Annotated in this window: 20 protein-coding genes, 3 tRNA genes and 2 pseudogenes; 10 read left to right on the forward strand and 15 right to left on the reverse strand. The window is 62.1% G+C overall.

Going from position 1 to position 24,575, the window contains the following annotated elements; genetic code table 11:
• The 4 genes and pseudogenes from V1273_RS19750 to V1273_RS19765 form a co-directional block, all read right to left on the reverse strand.
• The gene (locus V1273_RS19750) at positions 1-612 is read right to left on the reverse strand and encodes an NADH-quinone oxidoreductase subunit C (protein WP_334410619.1); all 612 of its coding nucleotides are present in this window, start codon (positions 610-612) and stop codon (positions 1-3) included.
• Positions 613-623: 11 nt separating this feature from the next.
• Positions 624-1,215: pseudogene (locus tag V1273_RS19755) on the reverse strand (NuoB/complex I 20 kDa subunit family protein).
• Positions 1,206-1,571 (reverse strand): NADH-quinone oxidoreductase subunit A, encoded by a 366-nt coding sequence (locus V1273_RS19760; protein WP_028345777.1) that lies wholly within the window; start codon positions 1,569-1,571, stop codon positions 1,206-1,208. Before V1273_RS19760 ends, V1273_RS19755 begins: the two are co-directional and overlap by 10 nt.
• 198 nt (positions 1,572-1,769) lie before the next feature.
• Complete coding sequence (locus V1273_RS19765; protein ID WP_334410620.1) at positions 1,770-2,285, reverse strand: MarR family winged helix-turn-helix transcriptional regulator; 516 nt, start codon at positions 2,283-2,285, stop codon at positions 1,770-1,772.
• Positions 2,286-2,472: 187 nt separating this feature from the next.
• On the opposite strand from V1273_RS19765, the gene V1273_RS19770 reads away from it, so the two are divergent.
• The 3 genes and pseudogenes from V1273_RS19770 (at position 2,473) to V1273_RS19780 (ending at position 5,439) form a co-directional block, all read left to right on the forward strand.
• Complete coding sequence (locus tag V1273_RS19770; RefSeq protein WP_334410621.1) at positions 2,473-3,663, forward strand: aromatic ring-hydroxylating dioxygenase subunit alpha; 1,191 nt, start codon at positions 2,473-2,475, stop codon at positions 3,661-3,663.
• A 38-nt stretch (positions 3,664-3,701) separates the two neighbouring features.
• A pseudogene (locus V1273_RS19775) lies at positions 3,702-4,993 on the forward strand (spinster family MFS transporter).
• A 251-nt stretch (positions 4,994-5,244) separates the two neighbouring features.
• On the forward strand, positions 5,245-5,439 hold the full coding sequence (locus V1273_RS19780; RefSeq protein WP_028345774.1) for a hypothetical protein: 195 nt from the start codon (positions 5,245-5,247) through the stop codon (positions 5,437-5,439).
• A gap of 94 nt (positions 5,440-5,533) precedes the next feature.
• Here V1273_RS19780 and V1273_RS19785 read toward each other — a convergent pair.
• Positions 5,534-5,610 (reverse strand) — tRNA-Asp (locus V1273_RS19785).
• A gap of 322 nt (positions 5,611-5,932) precedes the next feature.
• Between V1273_RS19785 and V1273_RS19790 the strand changes: the two genes are divergently transcribed.
• Positions 5,933-6,232 carry an HU family DNA-binding protein gene (locus tag V1273_RS19790; protein ID WP_334410622.1) on the forward strand — a complete coding sequence of 100 codons (300 nt, stop codon included), beginning with the start codon at positions 5,933-5,935 and terminating at the stop codon, positions 6,230-6,232.
• A gap of 108 nt (positions 6,233-6,340) precedes the next feature.
• Positions 6,341-7,597, forward strand: coding sequence for a peptidase T (pepT, locus tag V1273_RS19795; protein WP_334410623.1), 1,257 nt, complete (start codon positions 6,341-6,343; stop codon positions 7,595-7,597).
• 130 nt (positions 7,598-7,727) lie between these two features.
• Here pepT and V1273_RS19800 read toward each other — a convergent pair whose 3' ends face one another.
• A complete protein-coding gene (locus V1273_RS19800; protein ID WP_334410624.1) occupies positions 7,728-8,588 on the reverse strand; it encodes a class I SAM-dependent methyltransferase in 861 nt (286 codons plus the stop codon).
• An 861-nt stretch (positions 8,589-9,449) separates the two neighbouring features.
• On the opposite strand from V1273_RS19800, the gene V1273_RS19805 reads away from it, so the two are divergent.
• The gene (locus V1273_RS19805) at positions 9,450-10,103 is read left to right on the forward strand and encodes a hypothetical protein (protein WP_334410625.1); all 654 of its coding nucleotides are present in this window, start codon (positions 9,450-9,452) and stop codon (positions 10,101-10,103) included.
• A gap of 272 nt (positions 10,104-10,375) precedes the next feature.
• Here the strand turns inward: V1273_RS19805 and V1273_RS19810 are convergent.
• The 7 genes from V1273_RS19810 to V1273_RS19840 all read right to left on the reverse strand — a co-directional run bounded on the left by V1273_RS19810 (position 10,376) and on the right by V1273_RS19840 (position 18,025).
• Positions 10,376-10,452, reverse strand: a tRNA-Val gene (locus V1273_RS19810).
• A gap of 65 nt (positions 10,453-10,517) precedes the next feature.
• Positions 10,518-10,919: a GFA family protein gene (locus V1273_RS19815; protein ID WP_334410626.1), complete on the reverse strand. Its 402-nt coding sequence runs from the start codon at positions 10,917-10,919 to the stop codon at positions 10,518-10,520.
• A 124-nt stretch (positions 10,920-11,043) separates the two neighbouring features.
• Complete coding sequence (gene lon, locus V1273_RS19820) at positions 11,044-13,470, reverse strand: endopeptidase La (RefSeq protein WP_334410627.1); 2,427 nt, start codon at positions 13,468-13,470, stop codon at positions 11,044-11,046.
• Between the two features lie 313 nt (positions 13,471-13,783).
• Positions 13,784-15,058, reverse strand: a complete 1,275-nt coding sequence (gene clpX, locus V1273_RS19825; protein ID WP_028345767.1) for an ATP-dependent Clp protease ATP-binding subunit ClpX — start codon at positions 15,056-15,058, stop codon at positions 13,784-13,786.
• Between the two features lie 428 nt (positions 15,059-15,486).
• The gene (locus tag V1273_RS19830; protein WP_057844270.1) at positions 15,487-16,122 is read right to left on the reverse strand and encodes an ATP-dependent Clp protease proteolytic subunit; all 636 of its coding nucleotides are present in this window, start codon (positions 16,120-16,122) and stop codon (positions 15,487-15,489) included.
• A gap of 284 nt (positions 16,123-16,406) precedes the next feature.
• Positions 16,407-17,771, reverse strand: coding sequence for a trigger factor (gene tig / locus V1273_RS19835; protein WP_334382046.1), 1,365 nt, complete (start codon positions 17,769-17,771; stop codon positions 16,407-16,409).
• A gap of 169 nt (positions 17,772-17,940) precedes the next feature.
• A tRNA-Leu gene (locus tag V1273_RS19840) sits at positions 17,941-18,025 on the reverse strand.
• 136 nt (positions 18,026-18,161) lie between these two features.
• On the opposite strand from V1273_RS19840, the gene V1273_RS19845 reads away from it, so the two are divergent.
• Both V1273_RS19845 and V1273_RS19850 read left to right on the forward strand, forming a co-directional pair.
• Complete coding sequence (locus V1273_RS19845; protein WP_334410628.1) at positions 18,162-19,490, forward strand: multicopper oxidase family protein; 1,329 nt, start codon at positions 18,162-18,164, stop codon at positions 19,488-19,490.
• A gap of 10 nt (positions 19,491-19,500) precedes the next feature.
• A complete protein-coding gene (locus V1273_RS19850; RefSeq protein WP_334410629.1) occupies positions 19,501-20,586 on the forward strand; it encodes an enolase C-terminal domain-like protein in 1,086 nt (361 codons plus the stop codon).
• Between the two features lie 84 nt (positions 20,587-20,670).
• Here V1273_RS19850 and V1273_RS19855 read toward each other — a convergent pair whose 3' ends face one another.
• Both V1273_RS19855 and V1273_RS19860 read right to left on the reverse strand, forming a co-directional pair.
• Entirely contained in the window at positions 20,671-22,170 is a 1,500-nt protein-coding gene (locus V1273_RS19855) for an NAD(P)H-hydrate dehydratase (protein ID WP_334382043.1), read from the reverse strand.
• Positions 22,171-22,285: 115 nt separating this feature from the next.
• On the reverse strand, positions 22,286-22,462 hold the full coding sequence (locus tag V1273_RS19860) for a hypothetical protein (protein ID WP_334363009.1): 177 nt from the start codon (positions 22,460-22,462) through the stop codon (positions 22,286-22,288).
• Positions 22,463-22,581: 119 nt separating this feature from the next.
• On the opposite strand from V1273_RS19860, the gene V1273_RS19865 reads away from it, so the two are divergent.
• Both V1273_RS19865 and glnA read left to right on the forward strand, forming a co-directional pair.
• A complete protein-coding gene (locus tag V1273_RS19865; RefSeq protein WP_027537227.1) occupies positions 22,582-22,920 on the forward strand; it encodes a P-II family nitrogen regulator in 339 nt (112 codons plus the stop codon).
• Positions 22,921-23,054: 134 nt separating this feature from the next.
• Positions 23,055-24,464 (forward strand): type I glutamate--ammonia ligase, encoded by a 1,410-nt coding sequence (gene glnA, locus V1273_RS19870; RefSeq protein ID WP_028345760.1) that lies wholly within the window; start codon positions 23,055-23,057, stop codon positions 24,462-24,464.
• The last annotated feature ends 111 nt before the right edge of the window (positions 24,465-24,575 follow it).

Below are 24,575 nucleotides of genomic sequence, written 5' to 3' on the forward strand. Positions count from 1 at the left end.
TCAGGCCTTCGGCTCAGCCTTCTCATCGCCCGGAAGCGGATAGTCCGCGCCTTCCCAAGGCGAGAGGAAATCGAATTTGCGGAATTCCTGGTTGAGGCGGACCGGCTCATAAAGCACCCGCTTCTCCTGGTCGTCGTAGCGGACCTCGACGAATCCGGTGAGCGGGAAATCCTTGCGCAGCGGATGGCCGTCGAAGCCGTAATCCGTCAGCAGCCGCCGCATGTCGGGGTGGCCGGTGAAGATCACGCCGTAGAGGTCGTAGGTTTCGCGCTCGAACCAGTCGGCGCCGGGAAACACGTCGATGATCGACGGTACCTGCGTGGTCTCGTCGGCTTCCGCTCGCAGGCGGATGCGCTCGTTCAACGTCGGCGACAGCAAATGATAGACCACATCGAAACGCTTCTCGCGGCTGGGATAGTCCACCGCGGTGACGTCGGTGAAGTTGACGAAGCGCAGCGCGGGATCATCGCGCAGGTACTTGACGACATCGACGATCTTGCTCGCCTCGACCGTGACGGTGAGCTGGTTGAACGCGACCGCATGGGCAGTGGCCGCGCCCGGAAGCGCGCTAACAATCGTCTGCCCAAGGGCGTCGAGCTTGCCGTCGTCCATTACCTAAAACCTTAGCGTTCGATGGTCCCGATGCGCCGGATCTTCTTCTGCAACAGCAATATGCCGTAGAGCAGCGCTTCCGCCGTGGGCGGGCATCCTGGCACGTAGATGTCGATCGGCACGATGCGGTCGCAGCCGCGTACCACCGAGTACGAATAATGATAGTAGCCGCCGCCATTGGCGCACGACCCCATCGAGATCACGTAGCGCGGCTCGGGCATCTGGTCGTAGACCTTGCGCAGCGCCGGCGCCATCTTGTTGGTCAGCGTACCCGCCACGATCATCACGTCGGATTGGCGCGGCGAGGCGCGCGGCGCAAAGCCGAAGCGCTCGACGTCGTAGCGCGGCATCGATACCTGCATCATCTCGACCGCGCAGCAGGCGAGGCCGAACGTCATCCACATCAACGAGCCGGTGCGCGCCCAGGTGATCAGATCGTCGGCGGCGGCAACGAAGAAACCCTTGTCGGAAAGCTCGTGATTGACCTCGAGGAAGAACGGGTCGTTGGGCCCCGACCGGCTTGCCGGTCGAGGGATCGAGAATGCCCTTCGGCGCCTGCGCGATATCAGGCGAAGAGCCTAAAGCTGTCGGGCTCAATCCCATTCGAGCGCGCCTTTCTTCCACTCATAAGCAAAACCGACCGTGAGGACGGCGAGGAACACCATCATGGACCAGAAGCCGGTGGCCCCTAACTTGCCGAACGCAACCGCCCACGGGAACAGGAACGCCACTTCGAGGTCGAAGATGATGAAGAGGATCGCCACCAGGTAGAAGCGAACGTCGAACTTCATGCGGGCGTCGTCGAATGCGTTGAATCCGCATTCATAAGCGGAGAGCTTTTCCGGGTCCGGCTGCTGGAACGCGACCAGGAACGGGGCGATCAGGAGTGCCAAACCGATCAGGCTCGCCACCCCGATAAACACGACAAGTGGCAGGTAATCTTGCAGGATGCCGTTCATCGGCGGTGCCTTTTCCTGCGGATTTGGCCGCAGATTCGTTGATTGGAATTATTCTTGGCTTAGCGCAGCGCAACAGAGGGCGCAAGACGAGCCGGTTTCACGTCTCCGTCCGTCCTTGATGCGCCGGCAGAACCCGAAAAAGTGTTGCGTTCCTGCCTCGCCGACCAACGCGGGCCAAGCCGCATGGTGCCCAAATTTTCACTTCAAATCCTTTTCGTCGGCGAGCATTTGGGCGGCCGTCTCGGTCAGGCGATCGATCTGGTCGAGCAGCACCGCCAGCTCTTCCTTGCCGAGCTGTTCCAGCAGGCGCCGGTTACGCTCCTGCGCCCCTGCCACAATTGTATCATGGGCAGCCAGCCCCGCCTTGGTCAGGCAAACCAGCGTCTCGCGGTTGTCGCGCGGGTTGACCGCCTTGGCGACCAGCTTGCGCGCGACCAGTTCCGCCAGCGCCCGGCTGATCTGGCCCTTGTCCATGCCGACCGCCTCCGCAAGCCGGATAACGCTCATCGGCGGCCGCCGCCCCAGCGAAGCCACCAGGCCGAACTCCACCGAGGACAAGCCCGCCAGCCGCTTATAGCGCAGGATCGCGCCGCGCTTGAGCAGATTGGCCAGCACCATCAGCCGCGACGACATCATCGCGGTGATCGGCGCCAATTCCGCGACATCGGCGGCCGCAGGCGATGCCGCGGTCTGCTTTTCCAGCTTCCGGCTCATTTGCAACCTCTGCCAACAAAGCGCGCCGGTGCCAATGACCATCGAGAACGATCATCAGATAAGCCCATCGAATGGGGTCATCGAACAGTTCTATCGAGATCGTTGACATTGTCATCGATCTGCATTTTACTTCCTAAAACAAATCGAATGACCGCGGCATCAAAGCCGCGGCGGGAGGAAAAACGGCATGACCATTACGCAGCGGGATCGCGATCTCGGGACTGGCTACGCCACGAAGCCGTCGACGACCCGGACCGAGTTGACCTCGGTCGGCCGCGGCACGCCGATGGGCGAATTGCTGCGGCGCTACTGGCACCCGATCGGGCTCGTGTCGGACGCCACCGATATCCCCAGAAAAGTGCGCGTGCTCGGCGAGGACCTAGTGCTGTTTCGCGACCGGCATGCCCGTGTCGGACTGCTGCACGCCCGCTGCTGCCATCGCGGCACCACGCTCTATTACGGCAAGGTCGAGGAAGACGGCATCCGCTGCTGCTATCACGGCTGGAAGTTCGACACCGAGGGCCATTGCCTCGAACAGCCCTGCGAGCCCGAGGGTGGCCTGTTCAAGGACAAGGTGCGGCAGCCCTGGTACCCGGTCGAGGAGCGCTACGGCCTGATCTTCGCCTATCTGGGCCCGACCGAAAAAAAGCCGGTGCTGCCGCGCTACGAATGCCTGGAGAACATGGACGATGGCGAGTTCGTCGAGGCGGACGATTCATCGATCGGCGGCGGCGGTCCGGCCATCATCCCCTGCAACTGGCTGCAGCATTTCGAGAACGTCGTCGATCCATACCATGTGCCGGTGCTGCACGGATCGTTCTCGGGCCCGCAATTCACTGACATGATGGCCTCGATGCCGCAGGTGAAGTTCGAGATGTCGCCGCGCGGCGTCACCGTGCGCTCGATCCGGCATCAGGACGACGGCAAGGTGTTTTATCGGGTGACCGAAGCCGCCCTCCCCACGCTGCGCGTCGTGCCCAATCCGCGGGTCGCGCAATTCGCCCGCGTCGAATCGATCGGCTGGACGCTGCCGATCGACGATACGTCCTTCCGCATCTACGTCGCAGGCCGGGTGAAGAATTCAGGCGATATCGGAAGGATGCGCTCGAAATTCAACGGAAAATTCTGGCAGGAGATGACCGAACAGGAGCACCAGCAATTCCCCGGCGACTACGAGGCGCAGGTCGGCCAGGGCAAGGTGACGCTGCATTCGGAAGAGCATTTCGGCCAGAGCGACCGCGGCATCCTGATGATCCGGCGGATGCTGAGCGATCAGCTCGCAGCGATCGCCGCCGGCCGCGATCCGATCGGCATCTCCTTCGATTCAACTGCGGTGCCGGTCGAATTCGAGGCGGGCAATTTCATTCGCGAGGCGTGAGCGGCAGGTTCAGCAAAAAAGAACATTCAGGGGGAAGCATGGTTGATGTCGCGCCGCAGGCGGCCGCTCAAGTGGAAGCCACCGCAAGGCCCTCGCTCCGGCGATATTACGTCCTCGCGCTGTTGACCGTCATCTATGCGCTGAACTTCCTCGACCGCACCATCTTCAACGTCCTGATCGAGCCGATCAAAAAGGAATTCGCGCTCAGCGACACCACGATGGGGCTGCTGGCGGGCTTCGGCTTCGTGCTGTTCTATTCGCTGCTCGGCATCCCGATCGCGCGCATCGCCGACCGCTTCAACCGTCGCAACATCGTTGCAATCGCGCTGGCGTTCTGGAGCGCGATGACGGTGTTTTGCGGCGTGGCGCAAAGCGTGGCCACTCTGGCGCTCGCGCGGATCGGTGTCGGCATCGGCGAATCCGGCGGCACGCCAGCCTCGCAGTCGATCATCGCCGATCTCTTCAGCAAGAACGAACGCCCGCGCGCGCTCGGCATCTATGCCATCGGCACCTATCTCGGCGTCTTTCTCGGCTATTTCATCGGCGGCTACGTCAGCCAGCACTACGGCTGGCGCATGGCGTTCTATACCGCCGGCCTGCCCGGCCTCGCGCTCGCTGCCGTGCTGTGGCTGACCATCTCCGAGCCAAAGCGCGGCGCGATGGCCGAAACATTCAAGCCGGAGCCAATCGGGCCGACGCTCGGCTTCCTCGCCTCGCAACGGACCTTTGTCATCGTGCTGATCGGGTTTTGCCTGACGAGCTACACCAATTACGCCACATCAGCCTGGATTCCGCCGTTCCTGGCACGTGTGCATCATCTCTCCAGCGCCGAGATCGGCACCTATGCCGGCACCTTCAAGGGCCTGAGCGGGATGGCGGGCACGCTGGTCGGCGGTCTGGTGGTGGCGCTGGTCAGCCGCCGAGACGACCGCTGGAAATTATGGGCGCCCGCGATCATGTCGGGGCTTGCGGGCCCGGTGTTTGCGCTGTGCATGCTGACGCCTGACTTCACCACCATGGTCGCGGCGCTGGCGCTGACCTCATTCTTGGTCGGCTTCCATCTCGGGCCGATCTTTGCGGTGGCGCAGACCGTCGCCAGGTCGAGCATGCGGCGCTGGCGTCGGCGATCGTGCTGTTGACCGCGACCTGCTTTGGCCAGGGCGTCGGCCCGCTCGCCGTCGGCATGCTCAACGACGCGCTCAAGAGCGATTTTGGCGCGGAGGCCGTGCGGTATTCGCTGCTGTCGGCCGCGGTCACGACCACCTTGGGCGCCCTGTTGTTCATCTGGGCGGCCGGATCGATTCGCGGCGATATCCAGCGGGCGAGCTGATCCGACCTGCTCGCCGCCGGCTCTTCCCTTTGTTTTTACTGCTGTTTCGAACCCGGCGCGACTCCGGTGTGAGCCGTGTTTGATCCTGCACGCAGGCTGTATGTGACCTGCATCACGGATGCATGGGCAAAAAGCCGGCCAAAAACCAGCCGAATGAAACCATTTTGCCGAAACCGCGAAACGATCCTGAAACAGACAGGGCGTACGTCTCTTCCCAACACGGGACGCCAAAGGCGTCCGGGAGGCATCACATGAACCACTCCTTTCACTCGGCGGATCGCAGTACCCACCTGAAGATCGTGGTTGTCGCATTGGTGGCCGGTATCGCGGTTGCGGCCTTCGGCATTTCGGCTCGGACCGGTTCTGAGTACAGCCAGACTGCCCAGGTCGTAAAAGCGGGCAAGCCGGTGGTCGTCACCAGCTCGAACACCTCGACGGTCCGTTAAACGATAGCGATATCGTTGGAATAAAAATGGCCGCCCTCGGGCGGCCTTTTTGTTTGCGGCAGTCTCGGAGATCAACGTCAAGCCATCGAGAAAATGGCGCGAGAGACGGGACTCGAACCCGCGGCCTCCGCCGTGACAGGGCGGCGCTCTAACCAACTGAGCTACTCCCGCGGATGCCGTAATCAGATCCTGACCCGCGCAGAACCGAGGGCATAAAGGCCCGCTCCCGCTTAGTCAAGGACGTTGCGAATCCCCGCGCCAGAAGGGCGTTTCTGCGATTGTGATGCAAATAACGGCCTGTTTTCAGGTAAAACAGCGCAGCCGGCGATTATCCGAATCGTTTAAGGCCTGCTACGTCTGGGTTTCTTGAAATCCTCCCCGCTCCGGTTGTACCGGAACCGCGGGTTTCAAGTCACCACGAACGCATTTTCCCAGCGCGGACCGGTGCCAACGAACGCGCTCAAAGCCATTCAACCAACGAGGAGGGCCAGACATGGCGAAGAAAGCGGCGGCTCCGGCCACCATCACACTAAAGCATCTGGCAGCGGCTCTCGCCGAGGAACACGATCTGTCGAAAAAAGCCGCCGAGGCGATCCTGACCGACATGGTCGGCAAGATCACAAAACACCTGAAAAAGGGCGAGCGGATCCGGATCGTTGGTCTCGGCATCCTCCAGGTCCGCAAGCGCGCCGCCCGCACCGGGCGCAACCCCGCCACTGGCCAGCCGATCCAGATCAAGGCCAGCAAGAAGGTCGCGTTCCGAGCGGCCAAGGAACTCAAGGAAGCGGTCTGACCAAGGCTCCCCTAGACCGATCGCACCCGAAGCGTCATTCCGGCGAGGACCCGGAATGGCGCTTTTCTGTTATAGAGCGCTTTCCTCGCTCAACTTTTCCGGATCGTCATGCTGGCCTCGCCCCTCGCGTTCACCCACGATGTCACCGAGCGCCTCCTGCGCTATGTCGTGATCGACACCCAGTCCGATCCGGCCTCGCCGACCTGCCCTTCCACCGAGAAGCAGACGAATTTGGGCCGCCTGCTGGCGTCAGAGCTGCAGGCGATGGGGGTCACCGACGCCCATCTCGATGAGCACGGCTATGTCTACGCGACAATCCCGGCCACTACCGAGAAGAAGGTCCCGGTGATCTGCTTCTGCTCGCATATGGACACTTCCCCGGATTGCACCGGGGCCAACGTCAAGCCGCAGATCGTGAAGAATTATCGCGGCGGCGACATCGTGCTGCCGGCTGATCCCACCCAGGTGATCCGCTTTGCCGACCATCCTGCCCTCGCCGGCCAGATCGGCCATGACATCATCACGACCGACGGCACCACGCTGCTCGGGGCCGACAACAAGGCCGGTCTCGCCGAGATCATGGATGCGGCACGGTTCCTGATCGAAAATCCGCAAATCAAGCACGGCACGGTCAAGATCCTGTTCACCCCGGATGAAGAGATCGGCCGCGGCGTCGACAAGGTCGACCTGAAAAAGCTCGGCGCCGACTTCGCCTATACCATGGACGGCGAAAGCGCCGGGCATATCGAGGACGAAACCTTTTCAGCCGACGGCGCCACCATCACCATCGAAGGCGTCTCGACCCATCCCGGTTTTGCCAAAGGCAAGATGGAGCACGCCATCAAGATCGCGGCGGCCATCATCGACTGCCTACCCAAGGATACCTGCTCGCCCGAGACGACTGAAGGCAAAGAAGGCTTTCTGCACCCGATCGGCATTTCGGGCGCGCTGGAGAAAGCCACCATCGGCTTCATCGTGCGCGATTTCACCGACGAGGGCCTGCAGCAAAAGGAGGCCCTGCTCGAAGACATCGTCAAAGACGTGATGAAGGACTATCCGCGCTCGACCTACCGGATGGAGGTCAAGCCGCAATACCGCAACATGAAACAGGTGATCGACCGCCACCCCGAGACGGTCGAGTACGCCATCGAGGCGATCAAGCGCGCCGGGCTGACACCGGTGCGAAGCTCGATCCGCGGCGGCACCGACGGCTCACGCCTGTCCTTCATGGGCCTGCCCTGCCCCAACATTTTTGCCGGCGAACACGCCTTCCATTCACGGCTGGAGTGGGTGAGCCGTCAAGATATGGAGAAGGCGGCGGAGACCATCGTGCATCTGGCGATGATCTGGGAAGAGCGGGCATAGCAGTTTTCGCGCGGCTCTATCCCCGTCATTGCGAGCAAAGCGAAGCAATCCATCGATCGGCAAATGCGGAAGGATGGATTGCTTCGTCGCTGTCGCTCCTCGCAATGACGGGGAAAGAGCTGCGCGGCTATTACGACGCCCTTGCGGTCACAATCCAGACCGACGCCGGCAGCAGCACCGCGTCGCCCTTCGCGAACGGCGTGAGCGCTTCGCGAATGGAAGCGGCGACGGCAGCGCGAGCTTCCTCCGGCTGGCCATCCAGCGCCCGGCTCACCGGTCCGATTTCCAGCGCACCCTGCACTGCGCCGTCGAGGCCGCGGCCGATCGCTGCATCCAGCAACAGCGGACACGCTTCCATTTCGACGCCGGCAAAGCCGGCCGCGTCCAGGATACGGCGCACGCGCGCCTCCGAGGCAAATGCAAACGGTCCCGGGTCCTCCGGCCCAAGCTGCGGCAGCTTTGGCACGTGCTTGTAGGCGGCCGCAAGCGGCGCCATGAAGAACGGATTTTCGCGCGGCTCGCGCCAGCACGCGAACGCCAGCCGCCCCGAAGGCTTCAGCGCCCTGCGCATGTTCGAGAAAGACAGCGCCGGATCGGCAAAGAACATCACGCCGAACCGCGAGGCCAGGACATCGAAGCTGGCAAGCTCGAACGGATAGACGGTGGCGTCGGCAAGGATGAAATCGATCGGCAGATCCTTTGGTGCAGCCTGCCGCGCCCGCTCCAGCATCGGGCCGGATACGTCGATGCCGAGCACATGGCCCGATGGCGCGACCTTCTGCGCAAACGCAATCGCGGTGGCACCACTGCCGCAACCGATATCGATGACGCGGTCGCCCGGATTCAGCCTGGCCCGGTCGATGACAAGGTCGGCGACCGGCTTGAGCAGCACGTCCTGCACCGCCTGCCGCTCCGCCCAGCGCTGGCCGGCCGGCCCATTCCAGTAGGCGACCTGGTCGGCGTTTTGTTCGTGGCTTTCCGGTGTGTCCATTTGCGCGCTCCTTTTTCAATTTCGAACGTCCGTCGCACCTGTGCCAAGCCGTTGCCGCATCATTGCCGTGATGCCGCTTAGTTTGTTCATGTACCCCGAAATTTACAGTCATAACTACACTTTCGTGCATTTCCTTCGGAACGATATCCCGCCTTTCGCGTGATCTATTGCCGCAAGGCAACTGACCGGCACTAGCACCTGGAGGGATCAAGATGAACGGGATGCGCAAATATGCGTTCGGCGCCGCAGCGGCGGCCGCTCTTTTTATAATTCCGATTTCGGCCTTTTCTCAATCCATTGAGATTGGACCGGGAGGCGTCCGAGTAGATCGAGGAGGTGGGCGCTGCGAGCAACTGAGGCTTGCCTGCGAAAACAAGGACGCGCTGGGAGAGCGGGGCGAAGGAAATTGCCGCAGATATCGGGAGGCCTGCGGGCGACCAGTTCGGAGAGATTTGTGCGCCGAACTAAGATATGCTTGCCTCAACAAAGATGAGTTGGGTGAACGCGGCGAAGGAAATTGCCGTCGGTATCGCGAGACTTGTAGAGGTTACTAATTCTTAGTCGCGGGGGGGTGCGACATTGCTCCGCGCCGCCCCGCGCTGCACCTGTTAGCGTTTAGATTGCTGGTCATGGCGTCCTCCATTACGCATCGTGATCGGAAGCTCGGCTCGATGTCGATCGGGTCCGTCGTCGCTCAGCGAGCCTCGGCGCTAGCCTGCGCCCTGGAGGCGCTAACGCCGAATTAATCTCATAGGCCTATTATTTCAGGCAGTTCTAGTTGGGTGTCGCGTAAAGGAGCCGTCGGGAGGGACGATCCAGCGACGGCTCCTTTTTCATTTCACTCGTTTGAGGTTAGTACACGTGACCACGGCATCGGAAACGCAGAGCCAAACCGAACAGCCCGAATCCACCGCACCGAGCAAGCAATCGAGCCGGAAATCGGTCTTGGCGCTAGCGGTGTTCGCTCTTGGAATAAACACTGCGGCGACCGTCTATACGCTGCCGCCGGATTTTACCCTGCCGGATATCAGCCGTTTGGCCGAACTGCTTCCACATCAGAAAGCTTCCGATCCGATAGCAGATCCGGCTGTTGCCGCATTGAAGGATATTCAGTCGGCTCAGCAGCAACACGTCGTCGCGCTGCAAGAGAACAATATCCTGTTGCAGAAAAACACAGCTCTTCTTCAGCAGGATTCAATTGCGCTTGCTTCTCTGAGACAGAGCGTCGTGGATGAGCAAGTCAGTGTGAAGAAAATATCTGCTCAGATAGCGGATGAACATGAAGACGTGAAGAAGATAGCTGCTCAGCTTTCCAAGCTTATGGCGAAGGTCGACTCGCTGCAAAATGCAATGAAGCCGGAAATTACTTCCTCCATTTCAGCAAGGCACGCTCAAAACCGGCTGTCCCGAGTAGTGCGCAAGAAGATGGCCCCGCAGCCCAAATATGAGGGACCTGTTTCGCTGGGAGGAGCGCCCCTAATTCTCCCGGCTACCACGACAACCCCACAAGGTTGAATGAGAAGAGCGTAAGGCCAGTCCGCCTTCGCTCTTCAGGCTGGGCGCGACAGCCTTCGCCCCTGCGGAGGAGCAAACGGTCGCGCCACTGCCGCGAAGCTGGCATGCCCAGCCGAAGCCCCGCAGGGTTTTTAAGTTCCGGAATGTTCTGCACCGGTCCGCCTACGCTCTTCGAGCTTCGGCGCGATAGCCTTCACCCCTGCGGAGGAGCAAACGTTGCGTCACTGCCGCGAAGGCTGGCATGCCGAGCCGAAGCCCGCAGGGGCGAAGGCTGGTAGGCGGCGAGAGATTCGAACTCCCGACCCTCTCGGTGTAAACGAGATGCTCTAACCAGCTGAGCTAGCCGCCCGTAAGCCGCCTGTTTAGCCTCTCGACCCCCTTTGGTGCAAGGTGGGATATCCGCGCTTCGTTTCACTAGTCGCCCGGCCGCCCGGGTAGCGCCCCAATCTCGTGGATCCACGGCGCGGCGGAGCGGCACCAGATTTGCCGCGCCGGCTTGAGCCGATCGCGCTGGCGGATGCTGCCCCAGCGGATGCCCCAATCATCTGGTCCGCCGTCTCCGCTGGTGAACAATGGCGAGCCGCATGCTTCGCAAAAGTGCTGAAAGCGCGTCCGGCCGTTGTCGCCCTTCTTCGGATAGACCTTCGCCGGCGCGCCGGTCATGCGGACCTGCTCGGCCGAACAGATCACCGTCACCCGGTACGGCGAGCCCGTCAGGTTTTGGCAATCGGTGCAGTGACAGATCGACACTCTTTCAGGGTCGATATCGGCCCGATAGGTCACCCGCCCGCAATGGCATTGCCCGTCGATTTCCATCCCTCATCAACTCCGTTCGCCGGGCCGAGGTTCAAGCCGAGATCCCATCCGCACCAAACAAAAACGGCGCCCGAAGGCGCCGTTTTATCATTTCAGTTCGATGATCAGTGGTGACTGATCGAGCTCAGTGGGCCGTCAGGCCACCGGCCGCTTCGTCCGAGGCGTCCTGCTTGACCGGCACCTTGGTGTCCTCTTCCCAGACGATCGGCACTGGGGCGCGGACCAGCGCCTTGCCGACGACGTCATCGAGCCGAGCAACCGGGACGATATCCATACCGCCCTTGATCGCATCGGAAATCTCCGTGAGATCCTTGGCGTTGTCCTCGGGGATCAGCACCGTCTTGATGCCGCCGCGGGCGGCCGCGAGCAGCTTCTCCTTCAGGCCACCGATCGGCAGCACGCGACCACGCAGCGTGATTTCGCCGGTCATCGCGACATCGTGCCGGACCGGAATGCCGGTCATGACCGAGATGATCGCAGTGGCCATCGCGACACCCGCCGACGGTCCGTCCTTCGGGGTTGCGCCCTCCGGCACGTGGACGTGGATGTCGCGCTTGTCGAACAGCGGCGGCTCGACGCCGTAGTTGATCGCCCGCGAGCGGACGTAGGACGCCGCCGCCGAGATCGACTCCTTCATCACGTCACGCAGGTTGCCCGTGACCGTCATCTTGCCCTTGCCGGGCATCATGACGCCTTCGATCGTCAAGAGCTCGCCGCCGACATCGGTCCAGGCCAGACCCGTAACGATACCGACCTGCGGCTCGCTCTCGATCTCGCCGAAGCGGTACTTCGGCACGCCGAGGAAGTCTTCGAGAGTCTTCTCGGTGACCTTGACCGACTTCTTCTTGGAGATCATCAGCTCCTTCACCGCCTTGCGGGCGAGTGTGGAGAGCTCACGCTCCAGGTTACGCACGCCCGCTTCTCGGGTGTAGCGGCGGATCATCAACAGCAGAGCATCGTCGTCGATCGACCATTCCTTGGAATCGAGGCCATGCTTGGAGATGGCGTTCGGGATCAGGTGCTTGCGCGCGATCTCGACCTTCTCGTTCTCGGTGTAGCCGGCGATCCGGATGATCTCCATGCGGTCCATCAGCGGCCCCGGAATATTGAGCGTATTCGCAGTCGTGATGAACATGACGTTCGACAGATCGTAATCGACCTCCAGATAGTGGTCGTTGAAGGTCGAGTTCTGCTCGGGGTCGAGGACCTCGAGCAGCGCCGACGACGGATCGCCGCGGAAATCGGCGCCCATCTTGTCGATCTCGTCCAACAGGAACAGCGGATTCGAGGTCTTGGCCTTGCGCATCGACTGGATGATCTTGCCGGGCATCGAGCCGATATAGGTGCGCCGGTGACCGCGGATTTCCGCTTCATCCCGCACGCCGCCGAGCGAGACGCGCACGAATTCGCGGCCCGTGGCTTTTGCGATCGACTTGCCGAGCGAAGTCTTGCCGACGCCGGGAGGCCCGACCAGACACAGGATCGGTCCGGTCAGCTTGTTGGCGCGCGACTGCACGGCGAGATACTCGACGATGCGGTCCTTGACCTTCTCGAGCCCGTAATGATCGGAGTCCAGCACGGCCTGGGCCTGCTCGAGATCCTTCTTGACCTTGGACTTCTTGTTCCACGGAATCGACAACAGCCAGTCGAGATAGTTGCGCACGACGGTGGCTTCCGCGGACATAGGCGACATCTGGCGCAGCTTCTTCAACTCGTGCTGCGCCTTCTCCCGCGCTTCCTTGGAAAGCTTGGTCTTGGCAATCTTCTCTTCCAGATCGGCCAGCTCGTCGCGACCTTCGTCGTCGCCGAGCTCCTTCTGGATCGCCTTCATCTGCTCGTTCAGGTAATACTCGCGCTGGGTCTTCTCCATCTGGCGCTTGACGCGCGAGCGGATGCGCTTCTCGACCTGCAGCACCGAGATTTCGCTCTCCATCAGGCCCAGCACCTTCTCCAGGCGCTGCGTGACGGACAACGTCTCCAGGATGCCCTGACGATCGGCGATCTTGACGGCGAGATGCTGCGCCACCTGATCGCTGAGCTTGGCGAAATCAGTGATCGCCTGAACCACGCCGACGACTTCGGCGGAGATCTTCTTGTTCAGCTTCACATAGCTTTCGAAGTCGGACACGACCGAGCGCGCCAGAGCTTCGGCTTCGACCGAGTTGGCGTCGGTATCGGCGAGCGCGATCGCGGTCGCCTCGTAATATTCGGCGCGGTCGGAATACTTTTGCACACGCGCGCGCTCAAGCCCTTCGACCAGCACCTTCACGGTGCCATCGGGAAGCTTCAGGAGTTGCAGCACGCTGGCGAGCGTACCGACTTCGTAGATGGAATCCGAGCTTGGATCGTCGTCGGACGCGTTCTTCTGCGTCGCGAGCAGGATCAGCGCGTCGTTCTTCATCACCTCTTCGAGGGCGCGGATCGATTTCTCGCGGCCGACGAACAGCGGCACGATCATGTGCGGAAATACGACGATGTCGCGGAGCGGCAGCACCGGATACGAATGGCTTTCGCCGAGAACGATGGTTGGCCGGGTTTTTGGAGTCGTCATGGCCTATTCCTTCTGTTTTGCCCCCTTGCACGCAGTCCGCATCGCTTGCGCAACCGCCACAAGGTGCTGGGAGTTCCGGGCCGGTCGGCCGCCTTCGCTGCCGCCTCTCACCGGATGATCTTTGCGACGAATCTCGAACGTGATTTCCGCCACCATGAGCATTAGGTGGCTATCGGGTATGGGAGAGTCAAGTCACGGAAAATGACCGCAAATTGCGGATCAGACGCGCGAAAAACGCTTACGCCACAGCGGCCGCCGAAACGCTCGGCAGCCGCGTTATTCAAAGGTATGGGTTCTGGCGGGCGCGACGGTATCAGGCGCTGGCGCTGCTCTCGACGGCCCGGTCCGAACGGTCCGCATAAATGTAGAGCGGACGGGCAGTTCCCTCGACAACTTCGCGCGAGATCACAACCTCTTCGACACCTTCCAGGCCCGGTAGATCGAACATCGTCTCGAGCAGGATGCTTTCGAGGATCGAGCGCAACCCACGCGCGCCGGTCTTGCGCTCGATCGCCTTGCGGGCGACCGCGCCAAGCGCCTCGTCGGCGAAGGTGAGTTCGATGTTCTCCATTTCGAACAGCCGCTGGTATTGCTTCACCAGCGCGTTCTTCGGATCGGTCAGGATCTTCTTCAGCGAGGTCTCGTCGAGATCCTCCAGCGTCGCGACCACCGGCAGGCGGCCGACGAATTCGGGGATCAGGCCGTACTTCAGCAAGTCTTCCGGCTCGACATGGCGGAAGATTTCGCCGGTGCGGCGGTCTTCGGGCGCCAGCACCTGGGCGGCGAAACCGATCGAGGTCGAACGACCGCGTGCGGAGATGATCTTCTCAAGGCCTGAGAACGCGCCGCCGCAGATGAACAGGATGTTGGTGGTGTCGACCTGCAGGAACTCCTGCTGCGGGTGCTTGCGGCCGCCCTGCGGAGGCACGGAGGCGACCGTGCCTTCCATGATCTTCAACAGCGCCTGCTGCACGCCCTCACCCGACACGTCGCGGGTGATCGACGGGTTGTCGGACTTGCGGCTGATCTTGTCGATTTCGTCGATATAGACGATGCCTCGCTGCGCGCGCTCGACATTGTAGTCGGCGGACTGCAACAGCTTCAGGATGATGTTCTCGACGTCCTCGCCGACGTAACCGGCTTCGGTCAGCGTCGTCGCGTCCGCCATGGTGAACGGCACGTCGAGAATGCGCGCCAGCGTCTGCGCCAGCAGCGTCTTGCCCGAACCGGTCGGACCGATCAGCAGGATGTTCGACTTCGCGAGTTCGACGTCGTTGTGCTTGGTCTGGTGATTGAGCCGCTTGTAGTGGTTATGAACGGCGACCGAGAGCACCTTCTTGGCATGGCTCTGGCCGATCACGTAGTCGTCCAGCACCTTGCAGATTTCCTTCGGCGTCGGGATGCCGTCGCGCGACTTCACCAGCGAGGACTTGTTCTCCTCACGGATGATATCCATGCAGAGTTCGACGCATTCGTCGCAGATGAATACGGTGGGACCCGCGATGAGTTTGCGGACTTCGTGCTGGCTCTTTCCACAGAACGAGCAATACAGCGTGTTCTTGGAGTCGCTCGTGCCAACCTTACTCATTCCTGTCTCCGTCCGCCGTTCGATCCGTTACCCGATCGACCCATTCCGGCACTGTCACCGGACCTGAAGGTAGATAGAGCAAATTCCGTACCAAAAAAGACCCTAACTCAATTACGCACCGTGCGAATCACGGCGTCTCGATTCCCCCGCGATCTTAACCCAATCCATACAGCCAACCATGCTGGCACCCGACTATCAAGAATTCGCTAATCGGGCTCGGAATTGCTACCCGTGACAATACCGTGATTTGCGGCGTTCGCACGGGGAGAAGTTGACGAAATCGACCGAGCGTTGCGGTATTGCCACGCCGCAAAACCGGCACGAAAGCGGAACTTTCGGCCTACGCGGGGGCATAGGCGCGGCTTTCGGCCACATTTGCCGATTCAACCAACCGTTAAGGTCAACGCGGGGTGTCGCGATCCGTATCCTTACGGGACCCTCACCGGCGTCACTTCTTCGGGGCGCTTGTCGATCACCTTGTCGACGATCCCAAAGTCGTGGGCCATATCGGCGGTCAGGAATTTGTCACGCTCCAGCGCGTCCTCGATCGCCTTGTAGGTCTGGCCGGTGTGCTTCACGTAGATCTCGTTGAGGCGCTTCTTGAGATTCAGGATCTCTTGCGCGTGCAGCATGATGTCGGTCGCCTGGCCCTGGAAGCCGCCGGACGGCTGATGCACCATGATGCGCGAATTGGGCAGCGAGAAGCGCATGTCCTTTTCACCAGCCGCGAGCAACAGCGAACCCATCGAGGCCGCCTGCCCGGTGCACAGCGTCGACACCGGCGGACGGATGAATTGCATGGTGTCGTAGATCGCAAGCCCCGATGTCACCACGCCGCCGGGCGAGTTGATGTACATCGAGATTTCCTTCTTCGGATTCTCCGCCTCGAGGAACAGAAGCTGCGCGACGACGAGCGTCGACATGCCGTCTTCGACCGGACCGGTCAGGAAGATGATGCGCTCCTTCAGAAGCCGCGAGAAAATGTCGTAGGCGCGTTCGCCGCGGTTGGTCTGCTCGACCACCATCGGAACGAGGTTCATGTAGGTTTCAACGGGATCGCGCATGAATCACCCAAGGGTTCGGATAGAGAATAAGCGGGAACGAACATCTATCGGCAAGGCAGGCATGACTGCCGCGCACGGACGAACGTCCCGTGATGCAGGACTTCAACTCAGCTCACAGATATGAGCCAATTTCCTGGCGACAAGGCCGGGCAATTGCGGAGCCGAATGAGAGAAGTTCAAACTGATTCGCGGCCGATCTCATAGCCACGGGTGCCGTCACCACGCCGCTATCGCCGTTCATCATTAATGCCGGCCTGACATTAATGCCGGCCTGACCAAATCGATCAGGCTGCACTCTTCTCGTCGGCCTCGTCGTCCTTGAACAGGTCCTCGCGCGAGACCTTCTTTTCGGTCACGCTGGCGAGTTCGAGGATGAAATCGACCACCTTGTCTTCATAAATCGGCGCACGAAGCTGGGCCAGCGCATTGGCATTGTTGCGATAGTAGTCCCAGACCTCCTTCTCGCGGCCGGGCATCGATCGCGCCCGCTCGATCACCGCGCGGCTGACTTCGTCATCGGTCACGGTGATCTTGTTCTTCTCGCCGATCTCCGACAGCACGAGGCCGAGCCGGACGCGGCGGTCGGCGATCTTCTTGTACTCTTCCTTGGCCGCCTCCTCGGTGGTGTTCTCGTCGGCAAAGGTCTTGCCGGAGGATTCCATCTCGGCCTTGATCGAGTTCCACATCAGGTTGAACTCTTCCTCGATCAGCGACGGCGGCGCCTCGAATTTGTGGCTGTCGTCGAGCCGGTCGAGCAGCGCGCGCTTGACGCGCTGGCGCGTGGCTCCGGCGAACTCGGCGACCAGCCGCTCGCGCGCGGCCTCCTTCAGCTTGTCGAGCGATTCCAGGCCGAGCGTTTTTGCAAACTCGTCGTTGATCTCAGTCTCACCCGGGGCTTCGATCAGGGTTGCCGTGGTCTCGAACTCGGCCGGCTGGCCGGCGAGCTTCTCGCTGGCGTAATTCTTCGGGAACGACACTTTCAGCGTGCGGGTTTCACCGGCCCCGATGCCGACGAGTTGTTCCTCAAAACCCGGAATGAACTGCCCGGTGCCGATCACGACCTGGATGCCCTCGCCGGTGCCGCCGTCGAACGGCACGCCGTCGATAGAACCCTTGAAGCTGATGGTGACGCGATCGCCGGTTTCGGCCTTGGCGCCCTCGGCCTTGGCCGCATAGGGACGGTTCTGGTCGGCGATGCGCTTGATCGCCTCGTCGACCTCGGCATCGGTCACTTCGACCACCGGCTTCTCCACCGAGAAGGTCTTGAAATCGGCGAGCTGGATCGTCGGCACCACCTCGATCGCCACCGTGTAGGTCAGGTCGCTCTTGCCGGCGAGCAGTTCCTCGACCTCTTTCTGCTCGGTCGGCAACGTGATCTTGGGCTCGGTCGCGAGGCGGAAACCGCGGTCGGTGAAGATCTGCGTGTTAGTGTCGCGGATGGTCTGGTCGATGGTCTCAGCCATCACCGAGCGGCCATACACCTTCTTCAGATGGCTCACCGGCACCTTGCCGGGGCGGAAGCCATTGAGCTTCACCTTGTCCTTGAGGTCGACCAGCTTGGCATCGGCCTTGGCATCGAGATCCGATGCGGGAACGCTGACCTTGAACTCGTGTTTCAATCCCTCGGCGAGGGTTTCGGTGACCTGCATGGTGTCAATCTTCTTCCGCTTGCGCCGGGCCAAACGGCCGCGGCAGTGTCTAATTTTGTTCGACGCGCAAGCCTTGCAGCCCTGCGCCGGTGGTTCGGCTGACCTTGGCTCCCCAAAGGGGGAGGCAAGCCCTCCAGTATTCGTCATGCAAACGCTTGGATAGAGCGCTTGGTGCGGGCGGAGGGACTCGAACCCCCACAACTTTCGTCACTGGAACCTAAATCCAGCGCGTCTACCAGTTCCGCCACGCCCGCGTGAAAAGCATCCATACCGGCCGCGATGCCGCGGGCGGCGCGCTTATAACATGAGCCTACACCTCCGCAGCAAAAAAATGGCCCTTTTTGACAGCCCCGGGGCAAGGCGTCACAGCTAGGACAGGCACATCAGAAAATGGTCCACATCGGTCCGATGGCAAGCCCCAAATCGACGCTAGATCGACGCAAGCTGCTGGCCGGGCTGGGCGCCGCCGCCCTCGCTCCGATATGGCCGGTTTCCGGCGCAGCCCAGGGACGTCCCCCGCTGACGTTACAGGCCACGCCGGAGACTCTCGCACTCCGGCCGGGCGGTACGGCCGCGCCGGTCTGGTCGCTGCAAGGACCCGACCTCACCTTCAAGCGCGGCGAGACGGCCGAGATCGCCTTTGCCAATGAGCTGCCGGTGCCGGTCGTCCTCAACTGGCGGGGTATGGACGGCGTTCCGGTTCACGCCCCCCTCACGGCGCGCGCAGCCCTCGCAAGCGGTGGCAAGGCCACCTTGCAGCTTCCCCTGCGCCACGCCGGGACCTTCCTCTGTGACTCCGGGCTGCTTGGCGATCGACAGGCACAACCAGCGCGGGCACGGCCGTTGATCGTTCGCGAAACCGAGCCGGTCGCCGTCGACCGCGACGAGGTGCTCCTGATCGAGGACTGGCAGGCAAGGCCCGATGGAACAGCGATCGCGCCGGGAATCGATCCGAAGGACACTGCACGCCTCCATACGATTAACGGCCGGACTTCGCTCGAACTCTCAGGTCGGACCAACGAACGGATCAGGCTCCGCATCATCAGCGGCTGCCAACGCTCTGTTATGGCTATCAAACTGGAAGGGCTCGAGGTCCGGGTCATGGCCATCGACAGCCAGCCCTCGGAGCCGTTTCCGGCCCGCAATGGCGCGCTGGTACTGGCGCCCGGCGGGCGGGTCGACGCCTTCATCGATTTGACTGCTTCGGCAGGCACGACCCATGCGATCCTGCTGCATGATGGCAAGGAAGCCCGCCCGATCGGCAAGCTTGTCGTCTCCGGCGAACCGCCGGTCCGCGCGGCCCCGCTGCCACCCGCCCCGCCGCTGCCCTCCAACGGCCTGCCCGAGCGGCTCGACCTCAAGGGGGCGATCCGGATCGATGTCGGGCTGGGCGAACCTTCCGGCGACTGGATGACGCCAGCCGATTTTGCCGTGAGTGCCCCGCCCGCCTTTCGCGCCAGGAAAGGCCGCACCGTGGTGCTGGCGCTCACCAACCGCGCCGCAGTCGCCACCGTTTTCCACCTCCACGGCCATCACTTCCGCCTGCTGGACCGGCTCGACGATGGCTGGAAGCCGTTCTGGCTGGATACGCTGGCGATCGATCCCGGCCAGACCCAACGCATCGCCTTTGCCGCCGAACATGCCGGCCGCTGGCTGATCGAATCCGTCGCGACCGACTGGGCGGCACCGCGGCTGGTGCGATGGTACGCAGTCGAATGAGGAGCAAGCCATGAGTAAACCAGTTCCCGCTATCCGCAACGTCAAGGCGCGAGCGCTCGTCGTGCCGCTCGCGCGCCCCGTGAAGAACGCCTTTGGCGTGATCGATGTGGGCCCGCTGGTCCTGATCGACGTCGAGACCGATCGAGGCGTTACCGGCCACTCCTACATTTTTGCCTACAGCAAGCTGACTCTGAAGCCACTGGTGCACCTGACTGAGGAGATCGGGCGCGAACTCACCGGCAGACCAGTTGCGCCCTACGATCTGATGGCGGCGATGGACGCAAAATTCCGCCTGCTCGGCTGGCAGGGCCTCGTCGGCATGGCGGTATCCGGCCTCGACATGGCCTACTGGGACGCACTCGGCCAGTTGGCCAATAAGCCGGTGGTTGAACTGCTCGGCGGTTCGCCAAAACCGATCCGGGCCTATGACAGCTATGGCGTGGTCGATCCGGTGGCGGACGAAAGAGCGCTGCGCCGCTCGCTCGAACAGGGATTTCGCGGCATCAAGATCAAGGGCGGCGACGGCGATGCCGCCAATGACGAGCGCGTCGTCAAGGGCGTGCGCGCCCTCATCGGCCCTGACATCTCGTTGATGATCGACTTCAACCAGTCGCTCGATCCCGCGGAAGCCGCGCGCCGTATCGCTCGCCTCGCGCCCTACGATCTGCACTGGATCGAAGAACCCGTGCCGCAGGAAAACCTCTCGGGACACGCAAAAGTGCGCGAGACTTCGGCCACGCCAATTCAGGCCGGCGAGAACTGGTGGTTCCCGCGCGGCTTTGCGGAAGCGATCGCGCTCGGTGCCAGCGATTTCATCATGCCTGATCTGATGAAGTGCGGCGGCGTCACCGGCTGGCTGCAGGTCGCCGCCCAGGCGCACGCCGCCAACATCCCGATGTCGAGCCATCTCTTCGCCGAAGCCAGCGCCCACATGCTGGCGGTGACGCCAACCGCGCACTGGCTCGAATTTTTGGATTTCGCCAGCGTCATCCTCGCCCATCCCGCCGAGATCGTCGATGGCACGGTCACCGCGCGTGGACCGGGGCTGGGGCTGGAGTGGAATGAGACGGCGGTGGCGAAGTATCTGACCGCGTAGGATGGGTAGAGCGATGCGAAACCCATCATCTAACCAAGCCGCGGGAATTGATGGGTATCGCTTTGCTCCACCCATCCTACGCAACTAATACTCAATGCCGAACTCGTCATAGAGCCGGCGGAATACTGCCGGCAGCACCTCCGGCAAATCCTCTGCAATAAGTCCCGGCCCTGCCTCGCCCGCGGCTTCGCCGTGCATCCAGACGCCGATGCAGGCAGCTTCATAGGCCGCCACGCCTTGCGCCAGCAGCCCCGCGATCATGCCGGCCAACACATCGCCGGCTCCCGCCGTCGCGAGCCAGGGCGGCGCGTTGGAGGCGATGCTGGCGCGCCCGTCGGGCGAAGCCACCACCGTGTCCGGTCCCTTCAGCAGCACCACCGCTCTGGAGCGCTGGGCGGCGTCGCGCACCCGCTCCAGCTTCGAACGGCCGGGGTGCTTGTTGCTGATATCGCTGAACAGGCGCGGAAACTCGCCCTCATGCGGGGTCAGCACGACCTGCGGATCCTCGCTCGCCCTGATCTGTTCAAACAGTCGCTCCGGCGCTTCGGCAAAACTCGTCAGCGCATCGGCGTCGAGCACGAGGCCGCGCTTGGTCGACAATGCGGTGTGCACGAGATCGCGCGTGCGTTCACTGATGCCGGCGCCCGGCCCGATCACGATGGAATTGAGCCGTCTGTCGCCCACAAGGTCGGCGAATTCGACGGCAGTATCGACCGGACGCACCATGACTGCCGTCAGAGCCGCGGCATTCACGGCGAGCGCATCGCGCGGCGAGGCCACCGTGACGAGGCCAGCCCCTGCCCGCAGCGCACCACGGGCCGCCAGCCGTGCCGCTCCTGTCGACGCCAGCTCCCCCGACAGCACGACGGCGTGGCCGCGGGCATATTTGTGGCCGTCGATAGAGGGCACCGGAAACGACTTTCGCCAGCTCTGCGGAACGTTCTCGAACGTCTGCGGCCGGATCTCCTCAAGCACATGCGCATCGATGCCGATCTCGGCGACGCGGACGCGGCCGCAATGCTTGCGCCCGGGCATCAACAGATGCGCCGGCTTGCGGCGGAAGAAGGTCACGGTTTCGGCGGCGTTGATTGCTGCACCCATCACCGCGCCCGTGGTGCCATTGATGCCGCTCGGCAGGTCGACGGCCAGCACCGGCGCACCGTTGGCGTTGATCGCCTCGATCATCTCGAGCGGATCGCCCTTGACCGGACGGTTGAGACCTGCGCCGAGCAGCGCGTCGATGATCAAGGCTGGCTTGCCGATCGCCTGTGGGTTGAACGGCAGCACCGGATATTTCCAGCCGCGCGCGGCGAGCGCGGCATCCCCCTGCAGGCTGTCGCGCTCGCACAACAGGATGACGGAAACCTCGCGCCCGCGTGCGGCGAGTTCGGCGGCCGCCACAAAGCCGTCGCCGCCATTGTTGCCGCGGCCGGCGACCACGACGATCGGCCCCTCCTCGACGAGATCCATCGCGACCTCCGCCACGGCCTGGCCGGCGCTCATCATCAACGCGAAGCCGGGCGTTCCGCCGGTGATCGTCAGCCGGTCGGCCCGCTCCATCTCGGTCGTGGTCAAGACTTCCATGCCGAATCCTCGATCCATCCGCCTTTTCTGAAGGCATATCCCCGTCGCGCCCGTGGCCCGCCTCGCCCCGCCTGCACACGAAATGATCGATTTGCCTATTTTGTAAGCTTCGCTATCATGCGAGCCGCCGGCGGACCTCTCTCACTTGCCTGTTAAAAGTCTGATAACGTTCCGAAATCAGCCGCATTAACAACTTGGCATAGACCCTGCTTTTGAGGAAGCCTGTTGGAAAGCCGAGCTCAGGATCGTCGCAGTCAGCGGCAATTATGAGCAGCTCCGGCTTTGCAATCATGAGCAGTTCCGGCTTTGCCGGATGCAAGGATCAAACCAGACGGCGCCAGGTAAGTTCACCAGGCTGCGACATCGAAACTATCTGCACGCTGCAATTTGGAAATGCCCGGGAGGCGCTCAGTGAAGAAGATTGAAGCCATCATCAAGCCATTCAAGCTCGACGAGGTGAAAGAGGCGCTTCAGGAAGTCGGACTGCAGGGTATCACCGTTACCGAGGCCAAGGGGTTCGGCCGGCAGAAGGGGCACGCCGAGCTCTATCGCGGTGCGGAATACATCGTGGATTTCCTGCCCAAGGTGAAAATCGAGATCGTGATTTCGGACGAGCTGGTCGAGAAGGCGATCGACGCGATCCGCCGCGCCGCCCAGACCGGGCGCATCGGCGACGGCAAGATCTTCGTCTCCAATATCGAGGAAGCGATCCGGATCAGAACCGGAGAATCCGGGCTGGACGCTATCTGAGCCGGGTGCTATCCGAAAACTTGCGACTGAAAAACAAGAAAAGGGCTGCTTCCGCGGCCTGATTTCGTTCGCGATGCCTCGATCGTCTGCGAATGTCGCGTTCTGGAAACCGTCCGTAGCCAAAAGGGGTATTCATGAAGACCGCTAAAGACGTCCTGAAGTCGATCAAGGACAACGACGTAAAATACGTCGATCTGCGCTTCACCGATCCGCGCGGCAAGTGGCAGCACGTGACCTTCGACGTCAGCATGATCGAAGAGGACACCTTTGCCGAAGGCCAGATGTTCGACGGCTCCTCGATCGCCGGCTGGAAGGCGATCAATGAATCCGACATGTGCCTGATGCCCGACCCGGTCACCGCGACGATCGACCCGTTCTTCGCCGAGACCACCATGGTCATCGTCTGCGACGTGCTCGAGCCGACCACCGGCGAGCCTTACAACCGCGATCCCCGCGGCATCGCCAAGAAGGCCGAGGCGATGGTGAAATCGTCTGGTGTCGGCGACACCGTGTTCTTCGGCCCCGAGGCCGAGTTCTTCGTGTTCGACGACGTGCGCTACCAGACCACCCCCTACAACACCGGCTTCAAGCTCGATTCCTCGGAACTGCCGATCAATTCGGACACCGAGTATGAGGGCGGCAATCTCGGCCACCGCATCCGCACCAAGGCCGGCTACTTCCCGGTCCCGCCGCAGGATTCGGTGCAGGACATGCGCTCGGAAATGCTCGGCGCGATGGCCAAGATGGGCGTCAAGGTCGAGAAGCATCACCACGAAGTCGCTTCCGCCCAGCACGAGCTCGGCATGAAGTTCGACACCATGACGCTGATGGCCGACCAGATGCAGATCTACAAATACTGCATCCACCAGGTCGCGCACATCTACGGCAAGACCGCCACCTTCATGCCGAAGCCGGTCTACGGCGACAACGGTTCGGGCATGCACTGCCACCAGTCGATCTGGAAGGACGGCAAGCCGGTGTTCGCCGGCAACAAATACGCCGACCTCTCGGAGACCTGCCTCCACTATATCGGCGGCATCATCAAGCATGCCAAGGCGATCAACGCCTTCACCAACCCGTCGACCAACTCCTACAAGCGCCTGGTCCCGGGCTATGAAGCCCCCGTGCTGCTCGCCTACTCCGCGCGCAACCGCTCGGCCTCCTGCCGCATCCCGTATACGGCAAACCCGAAGGCCAAGCGCGTCGAAGTCCGCTTCCCCGACCCGATGGCCAACCCCTATCTCGGCTTCGCCGCGATGCTGATGGCCGGCCTCGACGGCATCAAGAACAAGATCGATCCGGGTCCGGCGATGGACAAGGACCTCTACGATCTGCCGAAGGAAGAGCTGAAGCAGATCCCGACCGTGTGCGGCTCCTTGCGGGAGGCGCTGGAAAACCTCGACAAGGACCGCGCCTTCCTCAAGAACGGCGGCGTGTTCGACGATGACTTCATCGACAGCTTCATCGAGCTGAAGATGACCGAAGTCGAGCGCTTCGAGATGACCCCGCACCCGGTCGAGTTCGAGATGTATTATTCGCAGTGATGACGCGCGGCGCTCGCGCCGCCAGTATCACCGTCCGACAATGCAGAGGGCGCTCCCGAGGGGCGCCTTTTGTTTTTGCGAAGGAAAATCAGGCGCTTCGGCCGCCTCGTT

The sequence above is a fragment of the Bradyrhizobium sp. AZCC 1721 genome, from assembly GCF_036924715.1.
In the GTDB taxonomy this organism is placed as follows: Bacteria; Pseudomonadota; Alphaproteobacteria; order Rhizobiales; family Xanthobacteraceae; genus Bradyrhizobium.

What these genes read in the sequence shown, in the direction of transcription:
- V1273_RS19750 (WP_334410619.1), bottom strand. Translation starts at nt 612, where the DNA reads ATGGACGACGGCAAGCTCGACGCCCTTGGGCAGACGATTGTTAGCGCG.
- V1273_RS19760 (WP_028345777.1), bottom strand. Translation starts at nt 1,571, where the DNA reads ATGAACGGCATCCTGCAAGATTACCTGCCACTTGTCGTGTTTATCGGG.
- V1273_RS19765 (WP_334410620.1), bottom strand. Translation starts at nt 2,285, where the DNA reads ATGAGCCGGAAGCTGGAAAAGCAGACCGCGGCATCGCCTGCGGCCGCC.
- V1273_RS19770 (WP_334410621.1), top strand. Translation starts at nt 2,473, where the DNA reads ATGACCATTACGCAGCGGGATCGCGATCTCGGGACTGGCTACGCCACG.
- V1273_RS19780 (WP_028345774.1), top strand. Translation starts at nt 5,245, where the DNA reads ATGAACCACTCCTTTCACTCGGCGGATCGCAGTACCCACCTGAAGATC.
- V1273_RS19790 (WP_334410622.1), top strand. Translation starts at nt 5,933, where the DNA reads ATGGCGAAGAAAGCGGCGGCTCCGGCCACCATCACACTAAAGCATCTG.
- pepT (WP_334410623.1), top strand. Translation starts at nt 6,341, where the DNA reads ATGCTGGCCTCGCCCCTCGCGTTCACCCACGATGTCACCGAGCGCCTC.
- V1273_RS19800 (WP_334410624.1), bottom strand. Translation starts at nt 8,588, where the DNA reads ATGGACACACCGGAAAGCCACGAACAAAACGCCGACCAGGTCGCCTAC.
- V1273_RS19815 (WP_334410626.1), bottom strand. Translation starts at nt 10,919, where the DNA reads ATGGAAATCGACGGGCAATGCCATTGCGGGCGGGTGACCTATCGGGCC.
- lon (WP_334410627.1), bottom strand. Translation starts at nt 13,470, where the DNA reads ATGACGACTCCAAAAACCCGGCCAACCATCGTTCTCGGCGAAAGCCAT.
- clpX (WP_028345767.1), bottom strand. Translation starts at nt 15,058, where the DNA reads ATGAGTAAGGTTGGCACGAGCGACTCCAAGAACACGCTGTATTGCTCG.
- V1273_RS19830 (WP_057844270.1), bottom strand. Translation starts at nt 16,122, where the DNA reads ATGCGCGATCCCGTTGAAACCTACATGAACCTCGTTCCGATGGTGGTC.
- tig (WP_334382046.1), bottom strand. Translation starts at nt 17,771, where the DNA reads ATGCAGGTCACCGAAACCCTCGCCGAGGGATTGAAACACGAGTTCAAG.
- V1273_RS19845 (WP_334410628.1), top strand. Translation starts at nt 18,162, where the DNA reads ATGGTCCACATCGGTCCGATGGCAAGCCCCAAATCGACGCTAGATCGA.
- V1273_RS19850 (WP_334410629.1), top strand. Translation starts at nt 19,501, where the DNA reads ATGAGTAAACCAGTTCCCGCTATCCGCAACGTCAAGGCGCGAGCGCTC.
- V1273_RS19855 (WP_334382043.1), bottom strand. Translation starts at nt 22,170, where the DNA reads ATGGAAGTCTTGACCACGACCGAGATGGAGCGGGCCGACCGGCTGACG.
- V1273_RS19860 (WP_334363009.1), bottom strand. Translation starts at nt 22,462, where the DNA reads ATGATTGCAAAGCCGGAGCTGCTCATAATTGCCGCTGACTGCGACGAT.
- glnA (WP_028345760.1), top strand. Translation starts at nt 23,055, where the DNA reads ATGAAGACCGCTAAAGACGTCCTGAAGTCGATCAAGGACAACGACGTA.